Raw genomic sequence first — 25,151 nt, forward strand, 5'->3', positions numbered from 1 at the left:
TGTATTCATTTGATACATTGAGTCTTTAGGAAAGATCATGCAAGAGGAACCGAGTCCGTCGTGGGGAATGCGAGGCTTACGAAAGTGGTTAGGTACAGCGCCCGAAACCCGAGATGAATTATTAAAACTAGTCCAAAATTCACGTCGTTTTTTAGAACCTGATACTGTTGCCATGCTTGAAGGTGTTCTTGACCTTCCTGCTACAAAAATTCGTGAAGTTATGACGCCACGAACAGCAATGATCAGTATGCAAGAAGATGATCAGTTACTTGATATTCTTCACGTATTGGTTGAGTCTGCTCACTCACGTTTTCCAGTTTTCTCAGCTGACCAACCCGATAACGTCGTCGGTATTTTATTGGCAAAAGATTTACTGCCATTTTTGACTGAACCGAATACCAAATTAGATATTGGCTCGCTTATGCGCCAGCCATTATTTGTGCCTGAAAGCGCACGTTCAGATCAAGTTCTTCGTATGCTCAAACATACCCAAACCCATATCGCAATTGTCATTGATGAATATGGCTCTACGGCTGGTCTTGTTACGCTTGAAGATATTCTTGAAGAGATCGTTGGTGAAATTGAAGACGAACATGATACTGCTGATGAAGATGCACAGTACATTGTTCCAGATAACGACCATACTGTAGCGAATGCATGGATGGTGCAGGCACTTACACCAATTGAACACTTCAACACTGTTTTAGATGCTGATTTTTCTGACGATGAAGTAGAAACTGTCGGCGGTTTATTGCTTCAAGAAATTGGTCTAGTCAGTGATTTACAAGGTCAGACAGTTGAACTTGGAAAATGGTTATTTACGATTGTTGAAGCAGATGCCCGCACTATTCATCTGATTCGAGCTGTACGTCAATGAGAGCATACTTTGAAAAGCTGTTAGATTCTTCGCAACAACAAAAACAGCTTCCATTAATTTTTCCATTGCTCATTGCTTTATTTTCAGGTGCCGTGTTTAGTTTTGCACTGGCACCTTATTATTGGTGGTGGCTGGCAATTTTGTCTCCTGCCCTACTCTATGCAACATTACATAAACGCTCAGCCAAACAAGCATTTGCGATTGGTTGGAGTTATGGTTTTGGTTTATGGTTTGTAGGGGCTTTCTGGCTCTATACATCTATCCATGTATACGGCGATACCAATGCCTTTTTAAGCGTATGTATGATTGCTGTTATGGCTCTTGTGATGGGGTTATTTACAGCATTCCAAACTTGGGTTTATCGACGCTTCTTCCCTGAAACACCGCTGACTTTCGCCCCTCTCTGGATTGTTTTTGAGTGGGCTAAAACTTGGGTGTTTACAGGTTTCCCATGGCTATTTGTAGGGTACGCTTTTACCGAACGTTTACTTGATGGCTATGCACCGCTATTTGGTATTTATGCAATTTCTTTCGTGGCAATTGTATTGGCGTGTGCTTTAGTTGAAGTTCTGCGTAAGCGTATTTTCTGGGTTATTCCTTCTGCCCTATTAGTTTTAGGTGCATGGGGAGCATCATATATTCAGTTTGTACAACCTAAAGCGGCTAAACCGCTTAGTGTTTCGCTTATTCAAGGTAACATCCCACAAGATTTAAAATGGCTAACCGAATATCAAGTTAGAACATTAGAAATTTATGCAGGTTTAACTCAATCTGAATGGGGCCGTGACCTCATTGTATGGCCTGAGTCTTCAATTCCACTCTTCCAAACCGATATTGAACCGTTTTTGGATGCCATGGATGCACAAGCGAAAAAGAACCATACTGCTTGGGTAACCGGTATTCCTTATTGGGATGTTGCAAAATCACATCAAGTCGGCAGTCCTCTGTATTACAACAGTATTATGGCTTCTGGTAGCGATTCAAGCGGCCTTTATAAAAAGCAGCGTCTTGTGCCGTTTGGTGAATATATTCCGCTTTCAGGTTTACTCTCTTGGGTATTACCAGCCATGCAAAATGATATTAGCATGAGCGGATTTACACGTGGTGAGAGCAACCAGAAACCACTCTTAATTAAAGGGCATGCGCTTGCTGCTGCAATTTGTTATGAAGTGGCATATCCAAACCTGACACGACGTAATGCAGAAGATAGCGACTTCTTGGTGACTGTATCTAATGATGCTTGGTTTACAGGTACTGCTGGCCCATGGCAACATTTACAAATGGTACAAATGCGCGCGAAAGAAAATGGTCGCTGGTTTATTCGTGCAACCAACACAGGTGTAACAGCATTTATTGATCAAAATGGTCATATCACTGAACAAGCACCGATTGATAAAGAGTTTGTCTTGAGAGGTGATTTACCGGCTATGCAAGGCCAAACTCTCTATAACCGTTTAGGTGATTATCCAATTTTAGGATTTGCAGTATTACTGTTGGTTTTAGGTTGGATTTATCGTCCACGTAAAGTTGATGTGTCTTATAAATCACGTCGCTAAGTTATAATAGCTTTGTACCCAGAGGAACTTCAAACTCTGGAATACAAAGTGCAACATCCCCATCTGCGTTATGAAACCCTGTCACTAAGCATTCTGACTGAATAGGACCAATTTGTTTTTTAGGGAAATTCACGACAGCAACCACTAATTTATCAATCAAGTCCTGCGGTTGATAAAGTTTAGTAATCTGGGCACTCGATTTACGTACACCCAATTCTTCACCAAAATCTACATGCAGAATATAAGCAGGTTTACGCGCCTTTTCAAAAACCTCAGCTTGAATAATTTTACCTACACGAAGCTCTACTTTTAAAAAATCATTCCACTCGATTTGTTCCATTTACTTTTCTCATATTCTTAAATATCTGATTTGAAGCATATAATATGTACAAATAAAGAAACACCCTCTTTTTATTTTCAGCTCTCAAAATTCATGTTAAATTAAATCTGCTGACTCAAAAGCCGTAAACGTTTACGTCAATCAACGTGCCAACATACCTCCAACAATGCTTGGAGCTATTTATTCAAAATATTTTTATATTTTGAATGGCACGGGCGTTTGTTGGTTTACGGAGTTAAAATGAAAAACTCAAAATCTTTATCTAGTTTTAGAAAACTTCCAAATCGCTATACCTTTATCGTTTTACCCTTTCTTTTATCGATCATTATGACTTTTGTGGTTTCAATGATTAGTACATTACGAAGTTTGGGATTAGAAGAATTTTCCCTATATGTATGGATGTCTGCATGGGCAATTTCTTGGATAATCGCTTTTCCAACATTACTTTTAGTCTTACCGATCGTCCGTAAAATCACGACACTATTGGTACAGCCTGCTTAAACAAAAAAGACGTAGATTTAATATCTACGTCTTTTTCAAAAATGAAGTTAGCTATCAGTATTAAAAAGCGATAGATAACTGCAAAGATAAATAAGCAACTAGACTTGATAAAAAAACCATTGGTACATAGCGATAAGCTTTAAAAACTAATTGCTCATATTTAGATGATATTTGTTTCGCTTGCCATATGCTTGCTTTTAATGCAGTGAAAAAGCTCACCATTAACCATGCACTGACAATACTTAATGCGAAGAAACCAATCATGATTTGGCTGCTACCTTCTGTACTCAGCCATAGTTTTAATGAAACTTCAGAAATTGGTAATAATGCTAAAATCAATAGGACAGACTTAAGCATCGCCCAATGAAACTGATTCAGTTCATCAAGTACGAGAAATGCTTTCATTTAATCTCTCCCATAGTTTTATAAAGTGGTTTTTATTTATTATGCAAAGCTTTTATTTAAATATATAGCTTATTTTCTCTCATATTTTAACTTTCTTGTAACTATTAAATATGGGAATAATTCTTATTTTAAATCTCAAAATTAGATATTAACTTTTTTACCTTATTTTCAATTATTTATTATATTTTTGTGATTAAGAAAGATTATCAATTCGGATTATCGTTTTATCTTATTAACCGAATCGATAATCTCTCTTACATTTTAATTAAGGTTGGTAGTAAATATCGGCATCGTTGCCTTCACCACCTTCTTTACCGTCTGCACCAAATGAATATAAGTCAAAAGGATGACCGTCTTTTCCTGGAATGACATATTGAATATCATTTTTCCAACTGTCTTTAGGATAACCACCTTTCACATAACCACCTGGCATCCAGTTTTTTGCTGTAGCAGGTTGATTAATAAGTGCATCTAGTCCGCCTTCTTGCATAGTTGGGAAATGTCCGTTATCGAGCCTGTACTGATCTAAAGCACCAGCTACCCCCTTCAACGTAATTTGAGTGGTATCGATTTTAGCTTTTTCACTACGACCCATGACGTTCGGCACAATTAAAGCCGCCAACACACCTAAAATAACAATCACGACCATGACTTCAATAAGGGTAAAGCCTGAGGCACGTTTCATTCGAGCACCGCTCGAACGTGCCACAAGTCTGAAAGCTACGCTTGAGGTTTTTTGAGCATCCTTAACGTGCTCTTTTTGTTTCATGACCATCTTCATCATTATCTCTAATATCAAAGTTATTAAATCATATTGTTCATATTTACGATTGGCAGCATAACCGCAATTACAATAACCAACACAATGCTTGCCATTAATACCAGCATAAGCGGTTCAAGTAATGCCAATAAGGTTGAAATAAATGTCGTCACCTCACGGTCTTGCATAGTTGATGCACGTTCCAGCATACGGTCAAGCTCACCTGATGCCTCACCACTTCGAATCATTTGTACCATCATTGGTGGGAAATAACCACTGCGCTCCAATTGCGTACCCAAGTTACCACCTTCGGTAACACGCTCAGCAGCATGGGCAATAGAGTCACGGATGACCCAGTTATTGGTCACAGCAGCACCAATTTTTAGAGCATCCACCAACGGCACACCCGAACGAGTCAAAATAGATAAAGTACTGGCAAAGCGTGCAGCATTAATACCACGAGACAGTTTACCGAATAATGGCAATTTGAGTGTTAAGCGATCAAAAGCATAATGACCAGCCGTTGTTTTTAAAAACCGTACAAACGCAACAACGCCTATCACAGCAAAAAGTATAATAAACACCCACGCATGGCGAATAAAATCACTCGCTTTCATTAAAGCGACTGTAATCCATGGTAAGGCATCTTTGCTTTGATCGAAGGTTTTTACAATCTCTGGGACGACATAGGTCATTAATCCCATCACAATACCAAAAGACATCAGCATTAAAATGATCGGGTAAATCATGGCACCTTGAACTTTCTTTTGCATGGCAAAACGGTTTTCGGTGTAGTCAGACAACTGATCTAAAATGAGATCTAAATGACCTGAACGCTCACCTGCTGCAACCGTTGCAATATAAAGGTCAGGAAAACGACCTGACTGTTGCATGCCTTGCGCAAGTGAATGCCCTTCTAATACTCTTGAACGAACCGAGAGTAAAAGATTTTGCACATGTGCTTTTTCACTTTGTCTGCTCACGGCGCGTAAAGCTTCTTCTAAAGGAATTGCAGCAGCGACCAAAACGGAGAGTTGTCTGGTCATCAGTGCTAAATCATAAGCACTAAACTTTTTCTGGAATAACCCGTGGCTTTGATGCTTATCTTTTTGCTCAACAGGGTCAACGCTAATCGGAGTCCATGCTTTATCGCGTAATTGTTGGCGAATCTGACGTGCTGAGTCTCCTTCAAGCACCCCCTTTTGCTGCTTCCCTGAAGCATCAATAGCAGTAAATTGATATGCAGGCATGGTAATGTTCTAATTTTCCAAAAATAATAGTCGCTGCTGTTGCATCTATGCTACGCAATCATTCATATTCATTCTATAGCCTGTGTAGAATACCCAAGTCCTCTTCACGACGCTATGCCGTTTTTTAAAATTGACGAAATGAGCCTCTATGACCATAACGCCAAAGCCTGATTCAGTTGTTTATCGTGTGCGTGTTGCCGTACCTGTGCATCTGTACGACACTTTTGACTATACACTCACCAAAGCACAATATGAACGGGCTCAAGTAGGTTCACGCGTCGCAATTTCATTTGGACGGCAAAACCTGATTGGTATCATTACTGAAAAAGTTGACCCACAAGAATCATTTACAGGTAACTTTCAGCTTAAAGCCATTTCTGAACTTTTAGATGATGAGCCTATTTTAGATGAACAAGTTTTAAATTTATTGACATGGTCGGCACAATATTACCAATTTCCGATTGGTGAGGTCATGCAAACTGCTTTACCTGCGTTATTACGTCAGGGTAAACCGATGGATGTTTTATTTCATCTATGGAAAATCATTCCATGTGACAATGTTGAAGCTCTGCTAAAACGCTCAATCAAACAACAAGACGCTTATCAAATTTTAAAATTACACCCTGCTGGAACTACAGAAAATATTCTTAATTTGAGTGGTGTAGAAACTGCGACACTTAAAGCACTTCAAAAGAAAGGACTGGTAGACTGTACGCTTGAGCCTCATGACTTTAGCCCAGCACCCGTACAATTGGCGCAAATGCCACTCACGCTAAATGATGACCAAAAGAAAGCCACTCAGCACGTCATTAATACACAGCATCAATATCAAGCGTTTTTGTTAGATGGTTTAACGGGAAGTGGTAAAACTGAAGTTTACCTGCACATCATGCATGAAGTGCTAAAGCAAGGTAAGCAAGTATTGGTGTTAGTTCCTGAAATTGGTTTGACCCCTCAAACCATTTCGCGCTTTAAGTCTCGTTTTAACTGCGACATTGCTTTATTACATTCCGGCTTAAATGACTCTAAACGCTTACAAGCATGGCAACAGGCACAGACTGGAAAGGCCTCTATTATTTTAGGGACGCGTTCAGCCATTTATACACCACTGCCACGTTTGGGCCTTATCATTTTAGATGAAGAACACGACCTGTCTTATAAACAGCAAGAAGGCTTTCGTTACCATGCGCGTGATGTCGCGCTTTACCGCGGACATTTACAAGGCTGTCCTGTTCTTTTAGGTTCGGCAACCCCAAGCATTGATAGCTATCACTTAGTCGAAACTGGCAAGTTAACTGCACTTCAGCTGAACCAACGTGCAGGCCATGCGCTTTTACCAAAAATGCATTTGATTGATCTTAAAATTGTCAAAAAACAGCATGGAATTAGCCAGCCTTTAATCGAGCAAATTAAAAATACCCTAGCAAGAAAAGAACAGGTTTTAATTTTTTTAAACCGACGTGGTTATGCACCTGTTCTGGTCTGTGAAAGTTGTGGTTGGCAAGCGAATTGTCCGCATTGTGATGCGCATTTTACGTTGCACACTCAGCCTTATTCTTATTTACATTGTCACCACTGCGGCACGGTTCATCGCTTGCCAGACCACTGCCCTGAATGTCAGCAAAAGAGTTTAAAAACTTTAGGTGCTGGCACAGCCAAGGTTGAAGAGCATTTACAAGAATTATTTCCAGATCATGATGTGATTCGGGTCGATCGTGACAGCACCAGCCGAGTCGGTAGCTGGCAAAAAATTTATGATCGCATTCAGCAAAATAAACCTTCGATTTTGCTCGGTACGCAAATGTTGGCAAAAGGTCACCATTTTCCGCATGTGACCTTGGTTGCTATTTTAGATATTGATGCAGGTTTATTGAGTGTCGATATTCGAGCGCCAGAGCGTACTGCTCAATTGATTGTACAAGTGGCTGGTCGTGCAGGTCGTGGAGAACATAAAGGCCATGTTTATTTACAGACTTTAAGGCCAGATCACCCTTTATTAACCACGCTTATTGAAAAAGATTATCGGGCAGTCGCAAAGCAAACATTGGCTGAACGTAAAGTTGCATTACTGCCGCCTTATCGCTATGCCGTACTTATACGCGCTGAATCGAAAGATCGCGATTATACCTTGCATTTTTTAAATGAAGCTGCCGAGCAACTTCGCCAAATTGCAGGCGATATTGTTGATATCTGGGGACCAATTCCAGCACCAATGGAACGTAAAGCGGGACGTTACCGCGCACATATGGTGATTTTGTCTGCTGACCGCGCTCGTCTGCATTTTTATTTAAGACAATGGTGGGCTCAGTTGGTTCATGCACCAAGACAGCATCAACTCCGACTCTCTATTGATGTTGACCCGCAAGAATTTAGTTAGATGATTTGAATATCATGGTGTGAAGAAACCTTTTTGGCTTTACACTTAAAAAGATCAATACATTCGGGGTAATGAATGTCATTCCTACTGCAAGCAACTATTTTTCTTGGAGCTTCTCTGATTTTAGTCCCTTTGGGTAAACGCTTGGGGATTGCAACAGTTTTAGGTTATTTATTTACGGGCATACTTCTTGGCCCAAGTGTTTTAAATATTGCCCATGACCCTGAAGCCATTATGGAATTGGCTGAGTTTGGGGTCATCTTACTTATGTTCCTGATTGGCTTAGAGTTACGTCCACAGCGCTTATGGGAAATGCGTGACTCTATTTTCGTGATGGGAAGTTTGCAAGTGGTGATTACGGGCATAATTCTCATGCTCACCATATTCCTGCTATTTCAACAACACCTCGCTGCGAGCTTTGTGATTGGTTTTGCGCTTGCGCTATCTTCTACGGCTTTTGTATTACAGCTTCTGTCTGAAAAACAACAGCTCAATACGACTTATGGCCAACAATCATTTTCAATTTTACTGTTCCAAGATATTGCAGCAATACCTTTACTAGCAGTCATTCCCCTCTTGGCAGGAACAGAATCTACCCATCATGGTATTGCTTATTTTGCTGCCATCATCGCAACATTTAGTGGACTATTCCTATTTAGTCGTTATGTGATGCGTCCATTTTTTCGTTTTGTCGCAAAAAGTGGTGCGACCGAACTGATTACGGCTGTAGGGTTATTTATTATTCTTGCTGTTGTGCTACTTATGGACACTTTAGGAATTAGCACGACACTAGGCGCTTTTCTCACTGGGGTACTTTTAGCCGACTCAGAATTTCGTCATGAACTTGAAGCAAGTATTGCTCCGTTTAAAGGGCTATTACTTGGTTTGTTCTTTATGACTGTGGGCATGACCACACAACTGTCTTTATTTATTGAAATGCCTTGGCTCATTATTGGCGGAGCGATTGGCTTACTCGTTATAAAAACCCTCGTGTTGACCGCTATTGCCCGCTATAAAAAATATAGTTGGAACAATAGCCTGCTGCTTGGAACATGTTTAGCGCAAGGTGGTGAATTTGCATTTGTCATTTTAAGCCTTGCTAAAAGTGAAAAAGTTTTGACTGATGCTTTATTAGAACCTGTTACCCTGATTGTGACGTTGTCGATGGTCCTTACCCCAGTCATTTACTGGATTATGGCAACTAAAATCATTCCTTTGCTTAATAAAGAACGCCCACCTGAATATGATGAAATTCCGCAACAAGATAATCCAATTATCATTGCTGGGTTTGGTCGCTTTGGACAAATTATTGCGCGTATTGCCCGTTTGCAGCACTTAGGCTTTACTGCCATCGACAACAACCTTCACCAAGTGGACTTTGTGCGTCGATACGGCGGTAAACTCTACTATGGAGATGTCACCCAACCTGACTTACTTCGCTCGGCAGGCATCGAAAAAGCCCAAGTATTTATTCTCGCAATAGACGATGTCGAAGACTCTATGAACGTTGCGCGGCATCTAAGATTGAACTATCCCCACATAAAGTTACTAGCACGTGCACGTGACAGACACCATGTACATCTATTAAGAGACTTAGGTGTTGAACATATTTGGCGTGAAACCTATTTATCATCGTTAGGTATGGCTTATCGCGCTTTACGCGAACTTGGTATTTCAGATGAACAAGCCTATAACAATATCGAAATCTTTCGAGATTATGATGAGAAATTACTCATTCAGCAGCAAAGCATTTATACCGATGAACAAAAGGTTTTTGAAACTCATCGTAATGCGCTGGCTGAACTTGAACATCTCTTTGAAAGCGATGCACAGCAAGCCACATCAAGACATGACGTGAATTTAAAGCGTCATTTACAACCAAATCGTATCGACATTACACGAGATCACGAAGAATAACTTGAGATTTCGCAAAATGGCTATATTAAGGACTTATTCACATTGCCTAAATGATTGCGACAATCGGTACAAGAGTTACCGATGTCCTGCTTGCAGCCACGCTGCATTCCCTAAGCTTGATTAAACCGAAGTTGTTATAATCTGCTTAGGGCCCTGGAGAATATTATGTCTGATTTACGCCAACGCTTTTATATAGAGGACTTTCCTGTTCGCGGTGAAGTAGTTCATCTGGAAGAAGCATTACAAACTATTTTAGCTCAACGCGACTACATGCCTGCGGTTAAGATTCTATTAGGCGAGATGTTGAGCGCGACTGCATTACTTGCAAGTACTTTAAAAATCAAAGGCCGTATCAGCTTGCAAATCCAGGCTAGCGGCTCTTTCAAATGGGCCATGGCTGAATGTAATCACTTAGGTGAAGTTCGTGCTTTAGCAGACTACGAAACAGATCCTCGTTTTGTTGAAGCAACTGACAGCAGTACAGTCCTTGGCGCTTTAGTTAATCCAATTTTATTTATTAACATCGAACCTGAGCATGGTGAGCGTTATCAAGGGATCGTACCTCTTGACCAAACAAACTTAGCGGGCTGTTTGATGCAGTATTATGATTTATCTGCTCAAATTCCAACTCGTATTGTATTGGCAAGTACAGCTAAACGCTCTGGTGGTCTACTCATTCAGTTATTACCTCGTCATGATGAGGAAGAGCAAAAACTGGTTGATGAAGATTTATGGCCACGTTTAACTATGCTGACTGAAACGCTCAAGCCTGAAGAACTAACTGAGCTTTCAGCGAATGAAATTTTGTATCGTCTTTATAATGAAGAAGAAGTACGCTTGCCAGAAGTTGAACATTTAAAATTTGGCTGTACTTGCTCTAAAGAGCGCTGTGCTAAAGCACTCATTCAAATTGGTGTTGATGCTGTTCATGAAACATTGGAAGCACAAAACCCGATTCAAATGGATTGCCAGTTCTGTAATACTCGTTATGAATTCACTGCTGAAGAAGCATTAGGTCTGTTTGGTGAACACTTGAGTTAATCCCTTACTTTATAAAAAGGCGGTCAAACCGCCTTTTTATTTATCTATAATTTTTGATGAGAATTTTCAGCATGTTATTTTAAATCAGTTAATATGAGCTTACTTTATAACCCAATAAATAAGATGCTTATATTTCATGAATTATTTTGATTATTTTCTCTTTATTTTCAGTGTCATTATTATGATTGCGACCCCTGGCCCAGTCATGATTTTGGTGGCAAGCGCCGGACTGAAAGGCGGATATAAAAAAGCACTGGAAACCATTTTTGGTACAAATCTCGCCTCACTGGTTTTAATTTTTATTTCGGTACTCGTACTTAAAGGAGTACTCGGTATTAATGAAAGCTATTTAAATATTATTCGCATTTTAGGCTGTCTCTATATTGGCTATTTAGGACTTAATATTCTCAAAGAAGTCATCCAAGCTCCGCATCCTGAGGCAATACAAACCGTTTCTGCCCAAAATGGTGGTTTTAAAAAAGGCTTTTTAGTGGGTATTTCAAACCCTAAAGATATTATTTTCTTTTCAGCTTTCTTTCCTCAATTTGTCTCTATTTCACCTAACCTAAATTTCAGTTTGACCCTTCTTACACTGACATGGATTATTTTAGATTTTTTAACCCTATCTTTGGTTTATGTATTCTTCCGTCGCCTTTCTAACAGCCACTTATATCCTAAAATACTCGGCTTATGCGGCCTATTGCTTTTATTAATTGCCCTATACGGTTTATATCAAAGTTTCATATAAAGAATGAGAGGCATAGTCCTAATCGACTTATGTCTCTTCCACCTAGTCTCCCATTTTTGTAAGAGAACAACTCTTATACAATCTAGCTCATTGAAAGCCTTAAAAATTGTTTCATAATGAAATAAACAACACCATCGTGATAAAACATTATGGCCAAAAATTATTATGAAGAATTAGGGGTTAAACGAGATGCCTCTGCTGATGAAATTAAAAAAGCATATCGCAAATTAGCTCGTAAATATCACCCCGATATCAGCAAAGAAAAAGATGCAGAAGAAAAGATGCAGGCTATTAACGTCGCCTACGACACCTTAAGTAATGCCGAAAAAAAGGCTGAATATGACCAAATGTTAGACCACCCACAAGGTTTCAACGGCTTTGGCCAAGGTGCAGCTCAAGGTGGATTTGATGGTGCACGCTTTTATCGTCAAGGCTTCTCAGGCGGCGGTGAACAAGCTGACTTTAGCGGCTTTGAAGACTTATTTGGTCGTTTTGGTGCAGGCTTTGGTGGTGGACAGCAACAATACCAAAGGCAACAACGTAGTTACCGGGGTGAAGATCAACATGCCAGCATAGAGGTCGATCTTGATATTGCCTATCATGGGTCAACACAACAGATTACCTTGCAAATTCCGACTGTGAATGTTTATGGTGAGCCTGAGGTACAGCGCAAAACCCTACAGGTGAAAATACCTAAAGGGATGAAGGAAGGCCAACAAATTCGTCTAAGCGGACAAGGACAAAGTGGCATTAATGGTGGTGCCAACGGCGATCTTTATATCGAGATTCAATATAAAGATACAAATCGTGTTCATGTAGAAGGCAGTGATGTATATTTAACTGTAGATGTAGCGCCATGGGAGGCCGCATTAGGTCAAGGTATTGAAGTAAAAACACCTGCAGGACCTTTACATGTCAATTTACCAAAAAATGCAAAACAGGGACAACAGCTACGTTTAAAAGACAAAGGGATACCAAATAAAACGCCAGGTCATCTTTATTTAATTTTAAATATTGTATTCCCACCTGTGCATTCTGAAAAAGAAAAAGAAGCCTATCAGCAATTGGCAGAAGCCTTTGCTTCATTCGAACCTCGTTCATCTCATTAGGGAGCAAGATCATGACAACCATCCATTATCGAGAAATTGTATGTGACGGCCACACCTTTAGTGCTGAAGTCGTTGATGAACAATGTACATTTGATCTGCAACAATTTGCTCAAGCCTGTGGTCAAAGCCCGGACTGGATTCTAGAGCTCATTGAGTACGATATTTTAGCGATTGATACTCCACCTGAAAAACATCAGTTTATGGGTGAAGATGTTATTCGCGCTCGTAAAGCCTATCGTTTGCAACGTGACTTTGATGCAAGTTTGGCAGCAGTTGCGGTGATGTTAGATTTGATTGATGAAGTGCAACAACTTAGAAAACAGTTGAAGCATTTCCATTAAGATTTTTTCTTCTAAATAATCTTTAAAGTAGGTATGAACTAACGTGATGGGCGGCATGGATGCCGCCTTTTGGACTGCGGTAACATGGATGTACCGTCAGTCCAATAAATGGGTTTTGTTACTTTTGCCCAGTCAAAAGTAAGGATATGCCTATACAAAAAATATCTAATTAATTCATATATTTGAGGCAGTATTAACAAATCAACTTTACTGATCTTTGAAAATTCCTATTACTTCAACCGAGTAATCTTCTCCACTTCCTTCAAAGTCTGCTTAATCGGTTCATATTCCAAAAACCAGAACAAATTCATACGCTCTTGGCGGTGCTGCTGAGCCAATAAATCAATAACGCTTTTCTCACCCCGCCCCACTAAATGCTGTCTATAGAAGTAGTACAACAATAAAACCGTACTGAGCAACATAACACCGAGCATAATCCAGAAACCCACTGGCGACTTAAGCCCCGGAATAAACTCAAAGTTCATTCCGTAAATACCAGTTAAAAGCGTAAGTGGTGCAAATACAGCGGTAATAATGGCAAGAATACGCATATTTTCATTGGTCTGGTTTGCAATCGCTGAGAAATGCAAATCTATTGCCGATTGAATCGCACTCCGTAAACGTAAAGTATGTTTTTGAATACGTTCTACATGACTCATTAAATCATTCAAACGAACTAATAAAAGATCTTGTGAACTATGCGTACGCTCACCAATCACATGATGATAATTTTCTACAATTTCATCCCGAAACTCTTGTAGGGTTTCGATTTGTTCTTCACACAAGTTTTCGACCTGCTGAAAGGCCATGTTTTCATGAAACAGTTGATGCCATTGTTTAAAACGACGATTGCCCTGTAATAGTTGTTGTTGCCAGTGCTCGACCCTTCTGGTTAAAGGCGAACGAATATCAAGATAACCATCCACCATGCTATTGAGCAGACGTAAACACAAATCTACAGGTGAATTAGGCAACTTACGGGTTTTATTTTGTTCTTCTAAGGTTTTACATAAAATATTTTCAAGACGCTGAATATAATTTTCAATCGACTTGTTGCCCTGCTCACGTACACTAATCAGAACTTTAGGGGTAAAAATAAAACTAATTGGCGTGGTAGCTAAGCCAAACACACTCTCGTGTGTTTCTCCATTTTTAATTTCATCATCAGGTGTAACAAGCTTTTTAAAAATGAGCAGGTCATATTCTTCAAGCGTATCAAAGGCACAGGGGTGCTCGATATTGGCAATATCTCGCATATGAAATTCATTAATTGCGACATCTGAAAGCTGCTGAATTTTTTGTTGCCACTCTTCATTATGGTTAACAACGTCAGATCTCACACTATCAATCCAGAAAAATTCCAGAACATGTTCAGTGTGCTTTTCTCGGCTCAAAAAAACATAGCCATCCTTTTGATGACGATAAAAATAATAAATCTGCATACCACGTCGATCTATTTGTGTGTTACTTGCATCATGCCATAAAAAAAGCCCGCATCAAGCGGACTTTTTTAGTGAGTTAAGCAATTATGCTTGCTCAATATCTTTCATAGTCAATTTGATACGACCACGGTTGTCAACATCAGCAACTTGTACTTTCACTTCCTGACCTTCTTTAAGAACATCAGTTACGTTCGCAATACGCTCATTAGAGATTTGCGAAATATGAAGAAGACCATCAGTACCTGGCATAATGTTTACGAATGCACCAAATTCTACAATACGGATAACTTTACCGTCGTAGATTTTACCTGGTTCAACTTCAGCAGTAATCGCTTGAATTTTTGCAATTGCAGCTTTAGCAGCAGCTTTAGTTTCACCAAATACGCGAACTGTACCGTTATCTTCAATATCAATAGCAGCTTTAGTTTCTTCAGTAATTTGACGGATAGTTGCACCACCTTTACCAATTACGTCACGGATTTTGTCCGGATTAATTGTAATCACTTCAAATGTTGGAGCATGCATTGAAATTTCAGGACGAGCGCGTGAAATTACTTTATTCATTTCATTAAGGATGTGCATACGACCAGCAAATGCTTGGTTTAACGCAACTTCCATAATTTCTTCAGTAATACCTTCGATCTTGATGTCCATTTGAAGTGCAGTAATACCGTTTGCAGAACCTGCTACTTTAAAGTCCATATCACCAAGGTGGTCTTCGTCACCTAAGATGTCAGAAAGTACAGCAAAACGATCGCCTTCTTTCACTAAGCCCATTGCGATACCCGCAACTGGTGCTTTAAGTGGAACACCTGCATCCATAAGAGATAATGACGCACCACATACAGAAGCCATTGAAGATGAACCGTTAGATTCAGTAATGTCAGATACAATACGAATAACGTATGGGAAGCGGTCAGCAGCAGGAAGAACAGCTTGAACACCACGACGTGCTAAACGACCATGACCAATTTCACGACGTTTAGGGCCAGATTCACGACCTGTTTCACCTACAGAGTATGCAGGGAAGTTGTAGTGCAACATGAAGTTGTCAGTTTTAGTACCAGAAAGCGTATCAACCATTAACGCATCACGAGTATTACCCAAAGTTGTTGTTACTAACGCTTGAGTTTCACCACGTGTAAATAATGCAGAACCGTGTGCACGGTCTAATACGCCAACTTGAACGTCGATCGCACGAACAGTTTTAGTATCACGACCATCAATACGCGGCTTACCTGACAAGATGTTGTCACGTACTGTACGGTATTTAAGGTCTTCAAATAATTCGTTTACTTCTTCAGCAAGACCAGTTTCGTCATTTTCAGGAACGAACTGAGCTACAGCTTCTGCATAAAGTGCATCTAATGCTGCATAACGATCTTGTTTAACCGCAATCGTATACGCTTCAGAAATTTTAGCTTCGAAAGCTGCTTTTAATTGCTCACGAAGTGTTTCATTTTTAGCTGGAGCAACCCAAGTTGATTCCACTGCACCGGCAGCAGCAGCAAATTCTTTAATTGCTTGAATCGCGATTTGCATTTCGTCATGACCGAAAAGCACAGCACCAAGCATTTGGTCTTCTGAAAGTTCTTTTGCTTCAGATTCAACCATTAATACAGCCGCTTCTGTACCAGCAACCACAAGGTCAAGGTCAGACTGAGCCATTTGTTCAAAATTCGGGTTTAAAACATATTCACCGTTAATTAAACCAACACGTGCTGCACCGATTGGGCCACGGAATGGTGTACCTGCAATTGCTAATGCAGCAGAAGTACCTAACATTGCAGCAATATCAGCTTCCATAGTTTTGTCAGAAGAAACAACTGTTGCTGTTACTTGAATTTCGTTGAAGTAACCTTCTGGGAACAATGGACGAATTGGACGGTCAATAAGACGTGAAATTAAAGTTTCAGCTTCAGAAGCACGACCTTCACGCTTACCGTAACCACCAGGGATACGACCAGCTGCATATTGTTTTTCTTGATAGTTAACTGTTAACGGGAAAAAGTCTTGACCCGCTTTTGCTTTAGATTGAGCAACAACTGCAACTAAAACAGTTACGCCGCCCATTGTAATTAAAACTGTATTTGCTTGACGTGCAACGCGACCCGTTTCTAAAACGACTTGATGTTGACCGAACTGGAATTCTTTACGAACGATGTTAAACATTGACATGTATTGTATTTTCCTAATTTTATTCTAGTGAGACCCCTAAGGTTTGGCATTCAGACTACAACTATTGGTAGATAAATGACAAAGCTTAGAAGCCATCACACTAGACCAAAAATTTTAAATAATATTAAACGCAAAGAAGGAGCGCACAAGCGCCCCTTCTATAAATCGCCTAACGGTTGATTAGGCGAAACTTTCTTTCCAGAAACAAAGCATAGCAACATGCGATAAACCGAAAACAAAGCAAAATCGAATTAACGACGTAGACCTAAAGCACCGATCAAAGCAGTGTAACGCTCGTGGTCTTTACCATTTAAGTAGTCAAGTAATTTACGACGTTGGTTAACCATACGGATCAAACCGCGACGGCTATGGTGGTCGTGTTTGTGAGCTTTAAAGTGACCTTGTAAATCATTGATTTGAGCAGTCAATAAAGCTACTTGTACTTCTGGTGAACCAGTGTCGTTTTCAGCGCGAGCAAATTTAGCAATGATCTCTGCGCGGTCTGCATTAGTTAAAGCCATTCGATTTCTCCGAGATGCTTAAAAAATAAAATGATATGAATCAGTTGAGCGCAACTGACTGCCGTGCATCACTACAGCAAGTTGCCTATTTTAAGGTATCTATATATGGATTGCAAAATTGTTTTCAGTTACCTGTCATTTTAGACACTGACATACGCATCCGAACCCTGCACACTTGACCGTCAATAAAAAGAAAGAAACGCGAGGGACGTGTGAAAATATTTTCGACCAACACCTGTCCAGTACCAGACGATATTGGATCGGTCATTCATCACAAAGATGAGGTACCTACTGAACAAGGTGGAATGAGTGAACGTCAGGTTCAAAAGATCTGGAAGAGTATTGAGTCGCTCTATAAAACCGGGAACTATCCGCTCATTACTTTTTGTTTACGTAGACAAGGGAAAATTTTATTAAATCGAAGCATTGGCTATGCTCAAGGGAACTCTCCAGAAGGTTTGCAAAATAATGCCCTCATCGCAACGCCGGATACTCCTGTTTGCTTATTTTCAGCATCCAAAATGATTACTGCTATGTTGATTCATCTTTTAGATGAAAAAGGTGAAATCAACTTACTTGACCCCGTCAGTTATTACATTCCTGAATATGGTGTAAATGGGAAGCGCCGTGCGACCATCTTTCATTTGTTAGCACATCGGGGAGGCATTCCTTATGTTGATGGAGAAGTCACTCCTGAACTGCTTTTTGATAAAGATGAAATTTTAAAGCGCCTATATGCAGCAAGACCTGTTTCTCCAGCAGGAAATCACCTCGCCTATCATGCAGTAACGGCAGGTTATATTTTAGGTGAAATTATTGAGCGAGTCACAGGGCAAGACCTTCGCCAATTTGTGCATGAGACCATCGAGAAGCCGATGGACATGCCTTATTTCAACTATGGTTTGAAGCCAGAGTATCGCTCCAAAGTTGCACTCAATTGTGCAACAGGTTTACATCCTCGCTTAGGAACAGATCATTATTTAAATCATGTACTAGGTGGCGGCTTACAACTCGCTGTAGATGTAACTAATGATAGCCGCTTTATGGATACCATCTGCCCTGCTGGCAATATTTATACCAGTGCCGAACACGCTGGACGCTTCTTTGAAATGCTTTTAAGTGGAGGAAGTTACCAAGGCAAACAAATTTTAAGTGAGAAAACAATTTTTAGAGCAACTCTACCGACCACAGGAGTTAACATTGACCGAACCTTATTAATACCTATGCGTTATGCACTAGGTCCCATGCTCGGTAGCAATCCAGTAGGTTTATTTGGTCCAATGACTGGACAAGCTTTTGGTCATCTCGGCTTTTCTAATATTTTATGTTGGGCCGACCCAGAGCGAGATATTAGCGTTTCACTGTTAACCACTGGAAAGTCCGTAGTAGGCACTCACCTTCCAGCTCTAGCCAGCTTGCTCTATCAAATTTCTAGCCAATGCCCACGAATTCCTAGAGATCAGCGTCGCTCATTGTTTGGTAGCGATTCACATGAAACAGATCTAGTCTAAATCGTAATAACTTAGCGCTAAAATAAAAAACCCAAGCATTTCTGCTTGGGTTTTTGGCGCTGTAGTTCTTGTTTATCGTGTTTATCGCTGTTCTTATTGTTATGTGTGAGATGCTTTCCACATCCTTCTTCTCGTTTTACTCACTTCCGTTGTTTTTATTTCTATTTCCTTATGTGATGTATTTTGTCATATCCAATTATGAAGAAAAGTAGTATTTTTCTTATCATCATGTAAGCGAAAACGTACAGGTCTGTCTAATATTTAGCGTTTATCTGTAACAGCTAAATAACGTACGGTTCTGTATAACATTTAACTTAACAATTCACGCGAAAAATGCCCATTTAAGAATCATATTACAAATAAATATATTAATATGCTTGAGTTAAATTATTGATAATCAGAATAAGAAATAGCACGACGCAAACAAGGGGTTATTTAATTTATTTAACGTGATAAAAACTCAAAATATAAAAAAGCCCTGTAGTCTCTCCCAAAACTACAAGGCTTAGCGGCTGTAAGTTTCCTCTTTATTCACCTACTTCATTGTAAGTTCGCAGTCTCTCGACTTAAGTTGTTATTATTGTGCGATTTTGCCCGACATTCCTTGCCAAGCTCGTTGTGCGTTTATAATCTCAAAAACAGGGTATGTTCTCTAGCAGCAAATATCTCGAATCCATGTAAGCTTTTTCTTACAAGGGTAAAAATATTAAGTTTGCCTTAACGAACTAACCGATTAACTTTTTCAACTAAACCGCTTTTTCTGGTCGTACGAACTGTAAAAGATTGCAATAAAGCCTCTGGATGAACCAACAGACTGACCACTTTTTTCGCTCGTGTAATCGCAGTGTAAATTAACTCTTGGCTTAACAAATTCTTAGCGGCCTGATCGAGAACAACAGCAGTATGTGTAAATTCAGACCCTTGCGATTTGTGAATGGTTAAAGCAAATGCACTTTGAATACTTTTAGGTAATCGGTTTGCAGCAACCCACTTATTTAAACTTGGGAAATAGACTTCAAACTGTTGCGGCTGGGTTCTATGTTCAAAACATAAACCAATGTCACCATTTGAAATACCAAGCTGGTAATCGTTATAAGTCATCATGACCGGACGGCCTACATACCATCCTCCTAAAGTCACAATACCTAGCTGTTGTTGTAACCAGCGTTCGGCATATTGATTAAGTTGCTGCAAGCCAAATGGCCCATGACGAACTGCCGTTAAAATACGGTAGTCATCGAATGACTTAACGATATTTTCAATATGCTCAAGTGATCGATCATCTTGTAAATAAGCTTTTAGGCTTTGCACATAGCCTTGAAAGCCCACCATCAATTTTTGATAGTAAGCTTCCAGCTCTGTAAATGATCCTTCAGGTAAATATTCAAGCTGAACTACATCGGGCATATCAGCTTCTAAAGGAATTGAGCGTAATTCTGAAACCTGAACAATATCAATTTCAAATTGTTGTAAAACTTGCTCATGGTTGATTTGACTAGTTTGCATTTGAATAAATCGAGCAACCTGACCAATCAAAGCACCTTCTGCAAAACGACGGCTGGTTTGAAGGTGAACACGGTTTTCAGATAAAGCCTCTATTTGCTGTAAATCTGCAAGTACTGCTCCAACATCTACAGAAGCAAGCTGGTTGGCATCACCTAATAAAATAATTCGACACGACTCAGGAACAGCTTCAAATAATAACGTTGCCAGATTTAAATCCAGCATAGAGGCTTCATCCACCACAATAACGTCATAAGGCAACGGCTGTTTTTGATTAAACCGTGGAGTTTGACTATGCCCCATACCTAATAACCGATGGATAGTTTGGGTACTTTGGTTTCTTAGCTCATCACTTATTAATCCCGACTCAAGCAGTTTGGGATCATTAAACGAGTTTTGTAAGGCTTCTTGCATACGTTGTGCAGCTTTACCCGTCGGAGCAGCCATCGCCACACGAATATGCGGAATTGCCTGACTAAGCACAGCAATAATACGAGCGAGCGTATAGGTCTTACCTGTACCCGGTCCACCTGTAATAATACTTAAGCTCTGCCGAGTCACCATTTGCAAAGCAGCTTGCTGATGAGGATCAGTTAATAAGTCTAAATGCTCTTCACATGAAACAGGTTGAATTGGTTGTTGCTTTAATCGGCGAATTTGCTCAGCTAGACGTTGCTCTAGGTTCCAATATCGGTATAATGCCAACCCCTGCCCGTCGTGGACACAAGGAGCAACTTGAGACTTTGCTTGTTCAGCAGATATCACCAGTTGGCCAAGTGTTTCTATTTGCTCTGGGCTAATCTCAATACAACTGTCACCCTGCAAGCTCGCTTCAATCAGCTGCTGCAAAAAATAAGCTGCCTCTGGAGCTTGTGTCTGTGCAGTAAACGGGGCTTGATTTAGAAAGGTACTCCAAGTCATTAACCAGCTTAAATCGCTTTGTTCAGGGCTATTTAGATTGTCCACACACTTATCCACCTAGTTTTCCACACGCTTGTCCACATGGTTATAGACAGGCTTATCCACACCCCAAGTATTTGTTAATTCTAAAATTAGATCATTTATCAGCATTTTTTATGCAATTTTATCCTCAGCAAAGTACCCTAAAATAGCATCAAGGCGTAGAACAAATTCTGTACTTGGCTGCCAATAATAATAGCCTTGCTCAGCTTCGCCATTCATACCGCGTAAGTAAAGATAAGTTGCCCCACCTAAGTGTTGTTCAATATCATAATTCTGCATTTTGACTTTTAAATAACGATGTAACGCAACCAAATACAGGCCTGCTTGTAGCCAATAGCTGGCTAAAGACATACTTTGTGCAATGCTTTCTACACTGTAATCGGCAAGGTTTTCACCTAAGTAGTTACTCTTATAGTCAGCAATGTGATAACGCTGCCCATCAAAATAAACCAAGTCTATCGAACCATTTAAATAGCGAGCAGAACGAGCCTCTAATAACTCTGGCATTTCCATACCATATTCAGCAAAAAGTTGATGAATACGTTTCATGGCTAGCACACGATCTGACAGTGCTAAATAAAAAGGACACTCTGATAAATAGTGCTCTGGCTGTAACTGATTTAAACGAAAACCTTGATATAACGGCGTACTTAGAATCTCTTGCAACCATTCGGCCACAGCGTGATAAAGCGAATATTCCGCTTCTTGTTCTTCGGGAAAGCTTTCTTGGTATTTGATTAATAAATCTTGCCACAAACTACTGTAGTCATTTTTAAAACGACGGCGTATTTCACTTACCCACTCATCTGAACATTGAAAATCAATATGTTCAAAAATTTCATGTAAGAAATTACCTGCGAGCGTCCCTCTCGGAAAATTGCTTTTGATCCAGCTAATTGGCTGTGCTGCGGGCGCCTCAACAGAAATAACCTGATCGAGTTCATCCTCGGCTAAAACAGCTTCATGGCTCTGGCTCGCAAGTAAATCTGTACCTACTTTATGTCTTAAATGCTGTGCCAGATAACTAAAACTGGTTTTGCCTCTTGAATAAAAGCGCTGATCAGGAAAATGCTGTGCCTGTATCTCAATAATATTGATGTTTTGATTTAAATGCCTTGCAGCAGGTGGTTGCTCCAAAATTATTTCATCGGTACAACAACGGTGCTGGAATGGTTCAGCTCTGTTTTTCCAAAATGCCAAACCTGAAACAGACTTGCCATCCGTATCTTGTAAGAGCGCATAAACACGATGACTTGCCCGGGTTAAAGCAACGTACCATAGACGATTTTGTTCCGCTAAAGCCCGTTCTTCATGCTGCTTCAGCTCGGTTTCGTTTAAATATGTTTTATCGGCAATCGCAACGACACGTTGTGTTAGAGTTTGAGCCGACTCTGGAACCGTTATATCTTGGGTCGAGAAGTTAAGTGTCTTGTTATTTTCCCGAAATGGCTTGTCGGCCCCGAGCAAAAAGACAATTTTAAACTCAAGACCTTTTGACTGGTGAATGGTCATGAGCTGTACGCCAGCTTCACTCGACAACCTACGTTCTAACTCCCATTCACGGTCAAGCGGTGACTGTAGTTGCTTGAGATACCAATGATAGAGATTTTGCGCACCCTGATATTTCTCGCTATGTTGGCTCAAAATTTCGGTCAAATGACGCAAGTTCACCACAACCCGCTCATTATCTTTACTCTGGACAGCAACCAGATTTTTCCAAATGACAAATTGGTTTAAACATTGCTGCCATGCTACTAAAAAGCCCTGAGCTGACCAAAGCTCACGAATAGCATCAAAACCAGTCATAAACTGGCTTAAACCTTCGGCCGTTTGTTCGAGTTGCAATAGCTGTTTAAGGTCCATAGCAAATAAACGACTAATCAAAGCTCGTTTCACTTTGGCCTCATCGTAAGGATGGAGTATCGCTGTGAGTAAGGCCCCAACATCCTGAGCAATTGTGCAATCAAAAACGCTTCGTTTTGATGGCCGGTTAACTCGTATTCCTAAACGTTCTAATTCAAATTGAACTTTATCAAGACCATCATGATTACGCGACAAGACTGCAATATCGTCTTCATTTAAGATTTGAGTCTGGGCATCTTTTTGAAAATAAAGTTGTCCTGCATGTGACTGATTGAGTAAATCACGTATTTTCCACGCGACTTGCTGTGCTTCCGTTTCCTTGTCTTTTAGCATAAGCCAACGTAAAGGATGCGGATTAGGCTGGTTTTGATCGATTAAAACTGGATGAGGTCGAGTCCCTGCCCGAATCGGGTCATATTGAACCTGTTCACCAAAGTCAATTTGCCTTTGAAATAACGCATCAACCACTTCAACCAAGTCAGCGACTGAACGGTGGTTATGAATTAACTTATATTCACGGCCATGCTTTGCCTGAATATCTTTGTAGGCATTTAAAAAGGTGAGCATATCCCCACCACGAAAACCGTAAATTGCCTGCTTACGGTCACCCACCATAATCATGCAACCTTTTTGGTAACGTTCTGGATGACGCCAAATGCTGGCGAGCATGTCATCTTGGTCTTGGTTGGTGTCTTGAAACTCATCGACCAAAATTAAGGGGTATCGAGCTTGCACAAATACGGCGAAACGTTGCCCCTGCTCGCCCTTTAAAGCTTCTGACAAAGTGCGAATTTGCTGAGAAAAAGTCGTCTCGCCCTTGTTTTGTAAAACCTGTGGTAAACGTTTTTTAACCTCTACACACAAATAGGCTTTTAAATAAATATGAAGCTGATCGAACTGTTCAGCATAGTTTTTCAGTACACCAAATAACTGCTGAATCTGCTGAATACAAGGATGCTGATAAAATCCATCCGAAATTTCGGCAGGACATTTCTTGAAAACTTTCTGATCGGCAAGCTGGCCTAAAAACTTAAAAATGAGTTCGCGTTGTACCGCTAAAGACCCATCAAAAACTAAAATACTGTCGCTTTGCTTTAAAACCTGTAATAACTGTGGCAAACATTCACTAAATAACTTATTAAATGCTCCATTACGAAATATTGTGCCGCTTACATGTTTATAGTGTTCGCCATCAAGCAAGTAATACGGTTCTAGAAGACTGATATCAATTTCTGCTGCCAACTGTTTGAGCTGAGCAAGCTGTTCAAACTGAATGGTAGGCTTTTCGGGAAGTTTAAAATGAGCCGAACTAAAATTCAGTGAGTCTTCGACCAGTTTGACAAAACTGTCGACACTTTTTAACTCACCTGCCAGATACAATGCATCAATTACAGTTTGAGGCTGAGACTGTATCCATTCACGTAAAACATCATGAATCAGTTGTCGGCTATAGGTTTTGGCATCATCGGTAATTTGAGCACGTTCAATTTTGCCACTTTCAAAGGCAAACTCACGTAATAGTTTTTGGCTAAAGCTATCGAGTGTTCCGACAAATAGCTCATCTAGCTGATCAATAACAAGCTTTAAGCGCTCACAGGCATAGGCAATACGTGTCGCAAAATGCTTTAGAACATGTTGCAGTAATAAGTCAGATTCTTGCTCGGCCTGTAAAAGGATCTCTTTTTCAGTCAAGCTCCGCTTGGCATCTAAGTAACGGTAGGTTTCGACCAAACGCGCACGAATTCGGCTTTTTAACTCGGCAGCGGCAGCACGGGTGAATGTTGTTGCAATGACTTGGCCCGGTAAATATTTCTCAAGAAAAATACGGACCATTAAACTCGACAGTGTATAGGTTTTCCCGGTACCCGCCGAAGCCTCAATTAAATGCAGTCCACTAAATTCAATATCAATAATAGGTTGATAAGACACCTGTACTCTTGAGTTCATG

Annotated in this window: 19 protein-coding genes; 10 read left to right on the forward strand and 9 right to left on the reverse strand. The window is 40.2% G+C overall.

From position 1 onward, the window contains the following. Positions 1–37 precede the first annotated feature (37 nt). Positions 38–877, forward strand: a complete 840-nt coding sequence (locus HMPREF0014_RS23400; protein ID WP_002156911.1) for a CBS domain-containing protein — start codon at positions 38–40, stop codon at positions 875–877. Continuing rightward, positions 874–2,433 (forward strand): apolipoprotein N-acyltransferase, encoded by a 1,560-nt coding sequence (gene lnt, locus HMPREF0014_RS23405; RefSeq protein WP_002156963.1) that lies wholly within the window; start codon positions 874–876, stop codon positions 2,431–2,433. The genes HMPREF0014_RS23400 and lnt overlap by 4 nt, the downstream gene beginning before the upstream one ends. 1 nt (position 2,434) lies before the next feature. Here lnt and HMPREF0014_RS23410 read toward each other — a convergent pair whose 3' ends face one another. After that, a complete protein-coding gene (locus tag HMPREF0014_RS23410) occupies positions 2,435–2,773 on the reverse strand; it encodes a tRNA-binding protein (protein WP_002156976.1) in 339 nt (112 codons plus the stop codon). 240 nt (positions 2,774–3,013) lie between these two features. On the opposite strand from HMPREF0014_RS23410, the gene HMPREF0014_RS23415 reads away from it, so the two are divergent. Beyond that, on the forward strand, positions 3,014–3,274 hold the full coding sequence (locus tag HMPREF0014_RS23415) for a DUF2798 domain-containing protein (protein WP_006580971.1): 261 nt from the start codon (positions 3,014–3,016) through the stop codon (positions 3,272–3,274). A 60-nt stretch (positions 3,275–3,334) separates the two neighbouring features. Here the strand turns inward: HMPREF0014_RS23415 and HMPREF0014_RS23420 are convergent, their stop codons facing one another. From HMPREF0014_RS23420 to gspF, 3 genes are all read right to left on the reverse strand, one after another. Beyond that, entirely contained in the window at positions 3,335–3,679 is a 345-nt protein-coding gene (locus HMPREF0014_RS23420; RefSeq protein WP_006580970.1) for a hypothetical protein, read from the reverse strand. Between the two features lie 265 nt (positions 3,680–3,944). Beyond that, positions 3,945–4,460: a type II secretion system major pseudopilin GspG gene (gspG, locus tag HMPREF0014_RS23425; protein WP_020992388.1), complete on the reverse strand. Its 516-nt coding sequence runs from the start codon at positions 4,458–4,460 to the stop codon at positions 3,945–3,947. Positions 4,461–4,483: 23 nt separating this feature from the next. Next, the gene (gene gspF, locus HMPREF0014_RS23430) at positions 4,484–5,689 is read right to left on the reverse strand and encodes a type II secretion system inner membrane protein GspF (protein ID WP_004699003.1); all 1,206 of its coding nucleotides are present in this window, start codon (positions 5,687–5,689) and stop codon (positions 4,484–4,486) included. Positions 5,690–5,837: 148 nt separating this feature from the next. Here gspF and HMPREF0014_RS23435 point away from each other — a divergent pair, with 148 nt between their 5' ends. The 6 genes from HMPREF0014_RS23435 to HMPREF0014_RS23460 all read left to right on the forward strand — a co-directional run bounded on the left by HMPREF0014_RS23435 (position 5,838) and on the right by HMPREF0014_RS23460 (position 13,222). After that, a complete protein-coding gene (locus HMPREF0014_RS23435) occupies positions 5,838–8,066 on the forward strand; it encodes a primosomal protein N' (protein WP_006580968.1) in 2,229 nt (742 codons plus the stop codon). Between the two features lie 75 nt (positions 8,067–8,141). Next, positions 8,142–9,983 (forward strand): monovalent cation:proton antiporter-2 (CPA2) family protein, encoded by a 1,842-nt coding sequence (locus HMPREF0014_RS23440; protein ID WP_006580967.1) that lies wholly within the window; start codon positions 8,142–8,144, stop codon positions 9,981–9,983. 165 nt (positions 9,984–10,148) lie between these two features. Next, positions 10,149–11,024: an Hsp33 family molecular chaperone HslO gene (locus HMPREF0014_RS23445; protein ID WP_004710781.1), complete on the forward strand. Its 876-nt coding sequence runs from the start codon at positions 10,149–10,151 to the stop codon at positions 11,022–11,024. A gap of 136 nt (positions 11,025–11,160) precedes the next feature. Then, positions 11,161–11,772, forward strand: a complete 612-nt coding sequence (locus tag HMPREF0014_RS23450; RefSeq protein WP_006580966.1) for a LysE family translocator — start codon at positions 11,161–11,163, stop codon at positions 11,770–11,772. 149 nt (positions 11,773–11,921) lie between these two features. Then, complete coding sequence (locus tag HMPREF0014_RS23455) at positions 11,922–12,881, forward strand: DnaJ C-terminal domain-containing protein (RefSeq protein WP_006580965.1); 960 nt, start codon at positions 11,922–11,924, stop codon at positions 12,879–12,881. Positions 12,882–12,892: 11 nt separating this feature from the next. Next, entirely contained in the window at positions 12,893–13,222 is a 330-nt protein-coding gene (locus tag HMPREF0014_RS23460) for a chaperone modulator CbpM (protein WP_000207458.1), read from the forward strand. Positions 13,223–13,452: 230 nt separating this feature from the next. Here HMPREF0014_RS23460 and HMPREF0014_RS23465 read toward each other — a convergent pair whose 3' ends face one another. The 3 genes from HMPREF0014_RS23465 to rpsO all read right to left on the reverse strand — a co-directional run bounded on the left by HMPREF0014_RS23465 (position 13,453) and on the right by rpsO (position 17,363). Then, on the reverse strand, positions 13,453–14,664 hold the full coding sequence (locus tag HMPREF0014_RS23465) for a magnesium transporter CorA family protein (RefSeq protein WP_006580964.1): 1,212 nt from the start codon (positions 14,662–14,664) through the stop codon (positions 13,453–13,455). Positions 14,665–14,748: 84 nt separating this feature from the next. Beyond that, on the reverse strand, positions 14,749–16,836 hold the full coding sequence (gene pnp / locus HMPREF0014_RS23470) for a polyribonucleotide nucleotidyltransferase (protein ID WP_171057491.1): 2,088 nt from the start codon (positions 16,834–16,836) through the stop codon (positions 14,749–14,751). Positions 16,837–17,093: 257 nt separating this feature from the next. Continuing rightward, positions 17,094–17,363, reverse strand: a complete 270-nt coding sequence (gene rpsO / locus HMPREF0014_RS23475; RefSeq protein WP_001229357.1) for a 30S ribosomal protein S15 — start codon at positions 17,361–17,363, stop codon at positions 17,094–17,096. Between the two features lie 212 nt (positions 17,364–17,575). Here rpsO and HMPREF0014_RS23480 point away from each other — a divergent pair, with 212 nt between their 5' ends. After that, positions 17,576–18,874 (forward strand): EstA family serine hydrolase, encoded by a 1,299-nt coding sequence (locus HMPREF0014_RS23480; protein WP_006580963.1) that lies wholly within the window; start codon positions 17,576–17,578, stop codon positions 18,872–18,874. A gap of 717 nt (positions 18,875–19,591) precedes the next feature. Here HMPREF0014_RS23480 and recD read toward each other — a convergent pair. Together recD and HMPREF0014_RS23490 are read right to left on the reverse strand one after the other, a co-directional pair. Continuing rightward, a complete protein-coding gene (gene recD, locus HMPREF0014_RS23485; protein ID WP_006580962.1) occupies positions 19,592–21,343 on the reverse strand; it encodes an exodeoxyribonuclease V subunit alpha in 1,752 nt (583 codons plus the stop codon). A gap of 108 nt (positions 21,344–21,451) precedes the next feature. Beyond that, a complete protein-coding gene (locus tag HMPREF0014_RS23490) occupies positions 21,452–25,150 on the reverse strand; it encodes a UvrD-helicase domain-containing protein (RefSeq protein WP_006580961.1) in 3,699 nt (1,232 codons plus the stop codon). Position 25,151: the final 1 nt, after the last annotated feature.

Origin of the sequence: Acinetobacter sp. RUH 2624, from assembly GCF_000162375.2 — a bacterium.
In the GTDB taxonomy this organism is placed as follows: Bacteria; Pseudomonadota; Gammaproteobacteria; order Pseudomonadales; family Moraxellaceae; genus Acinetobacter; species Acinetobacter nosocomialis.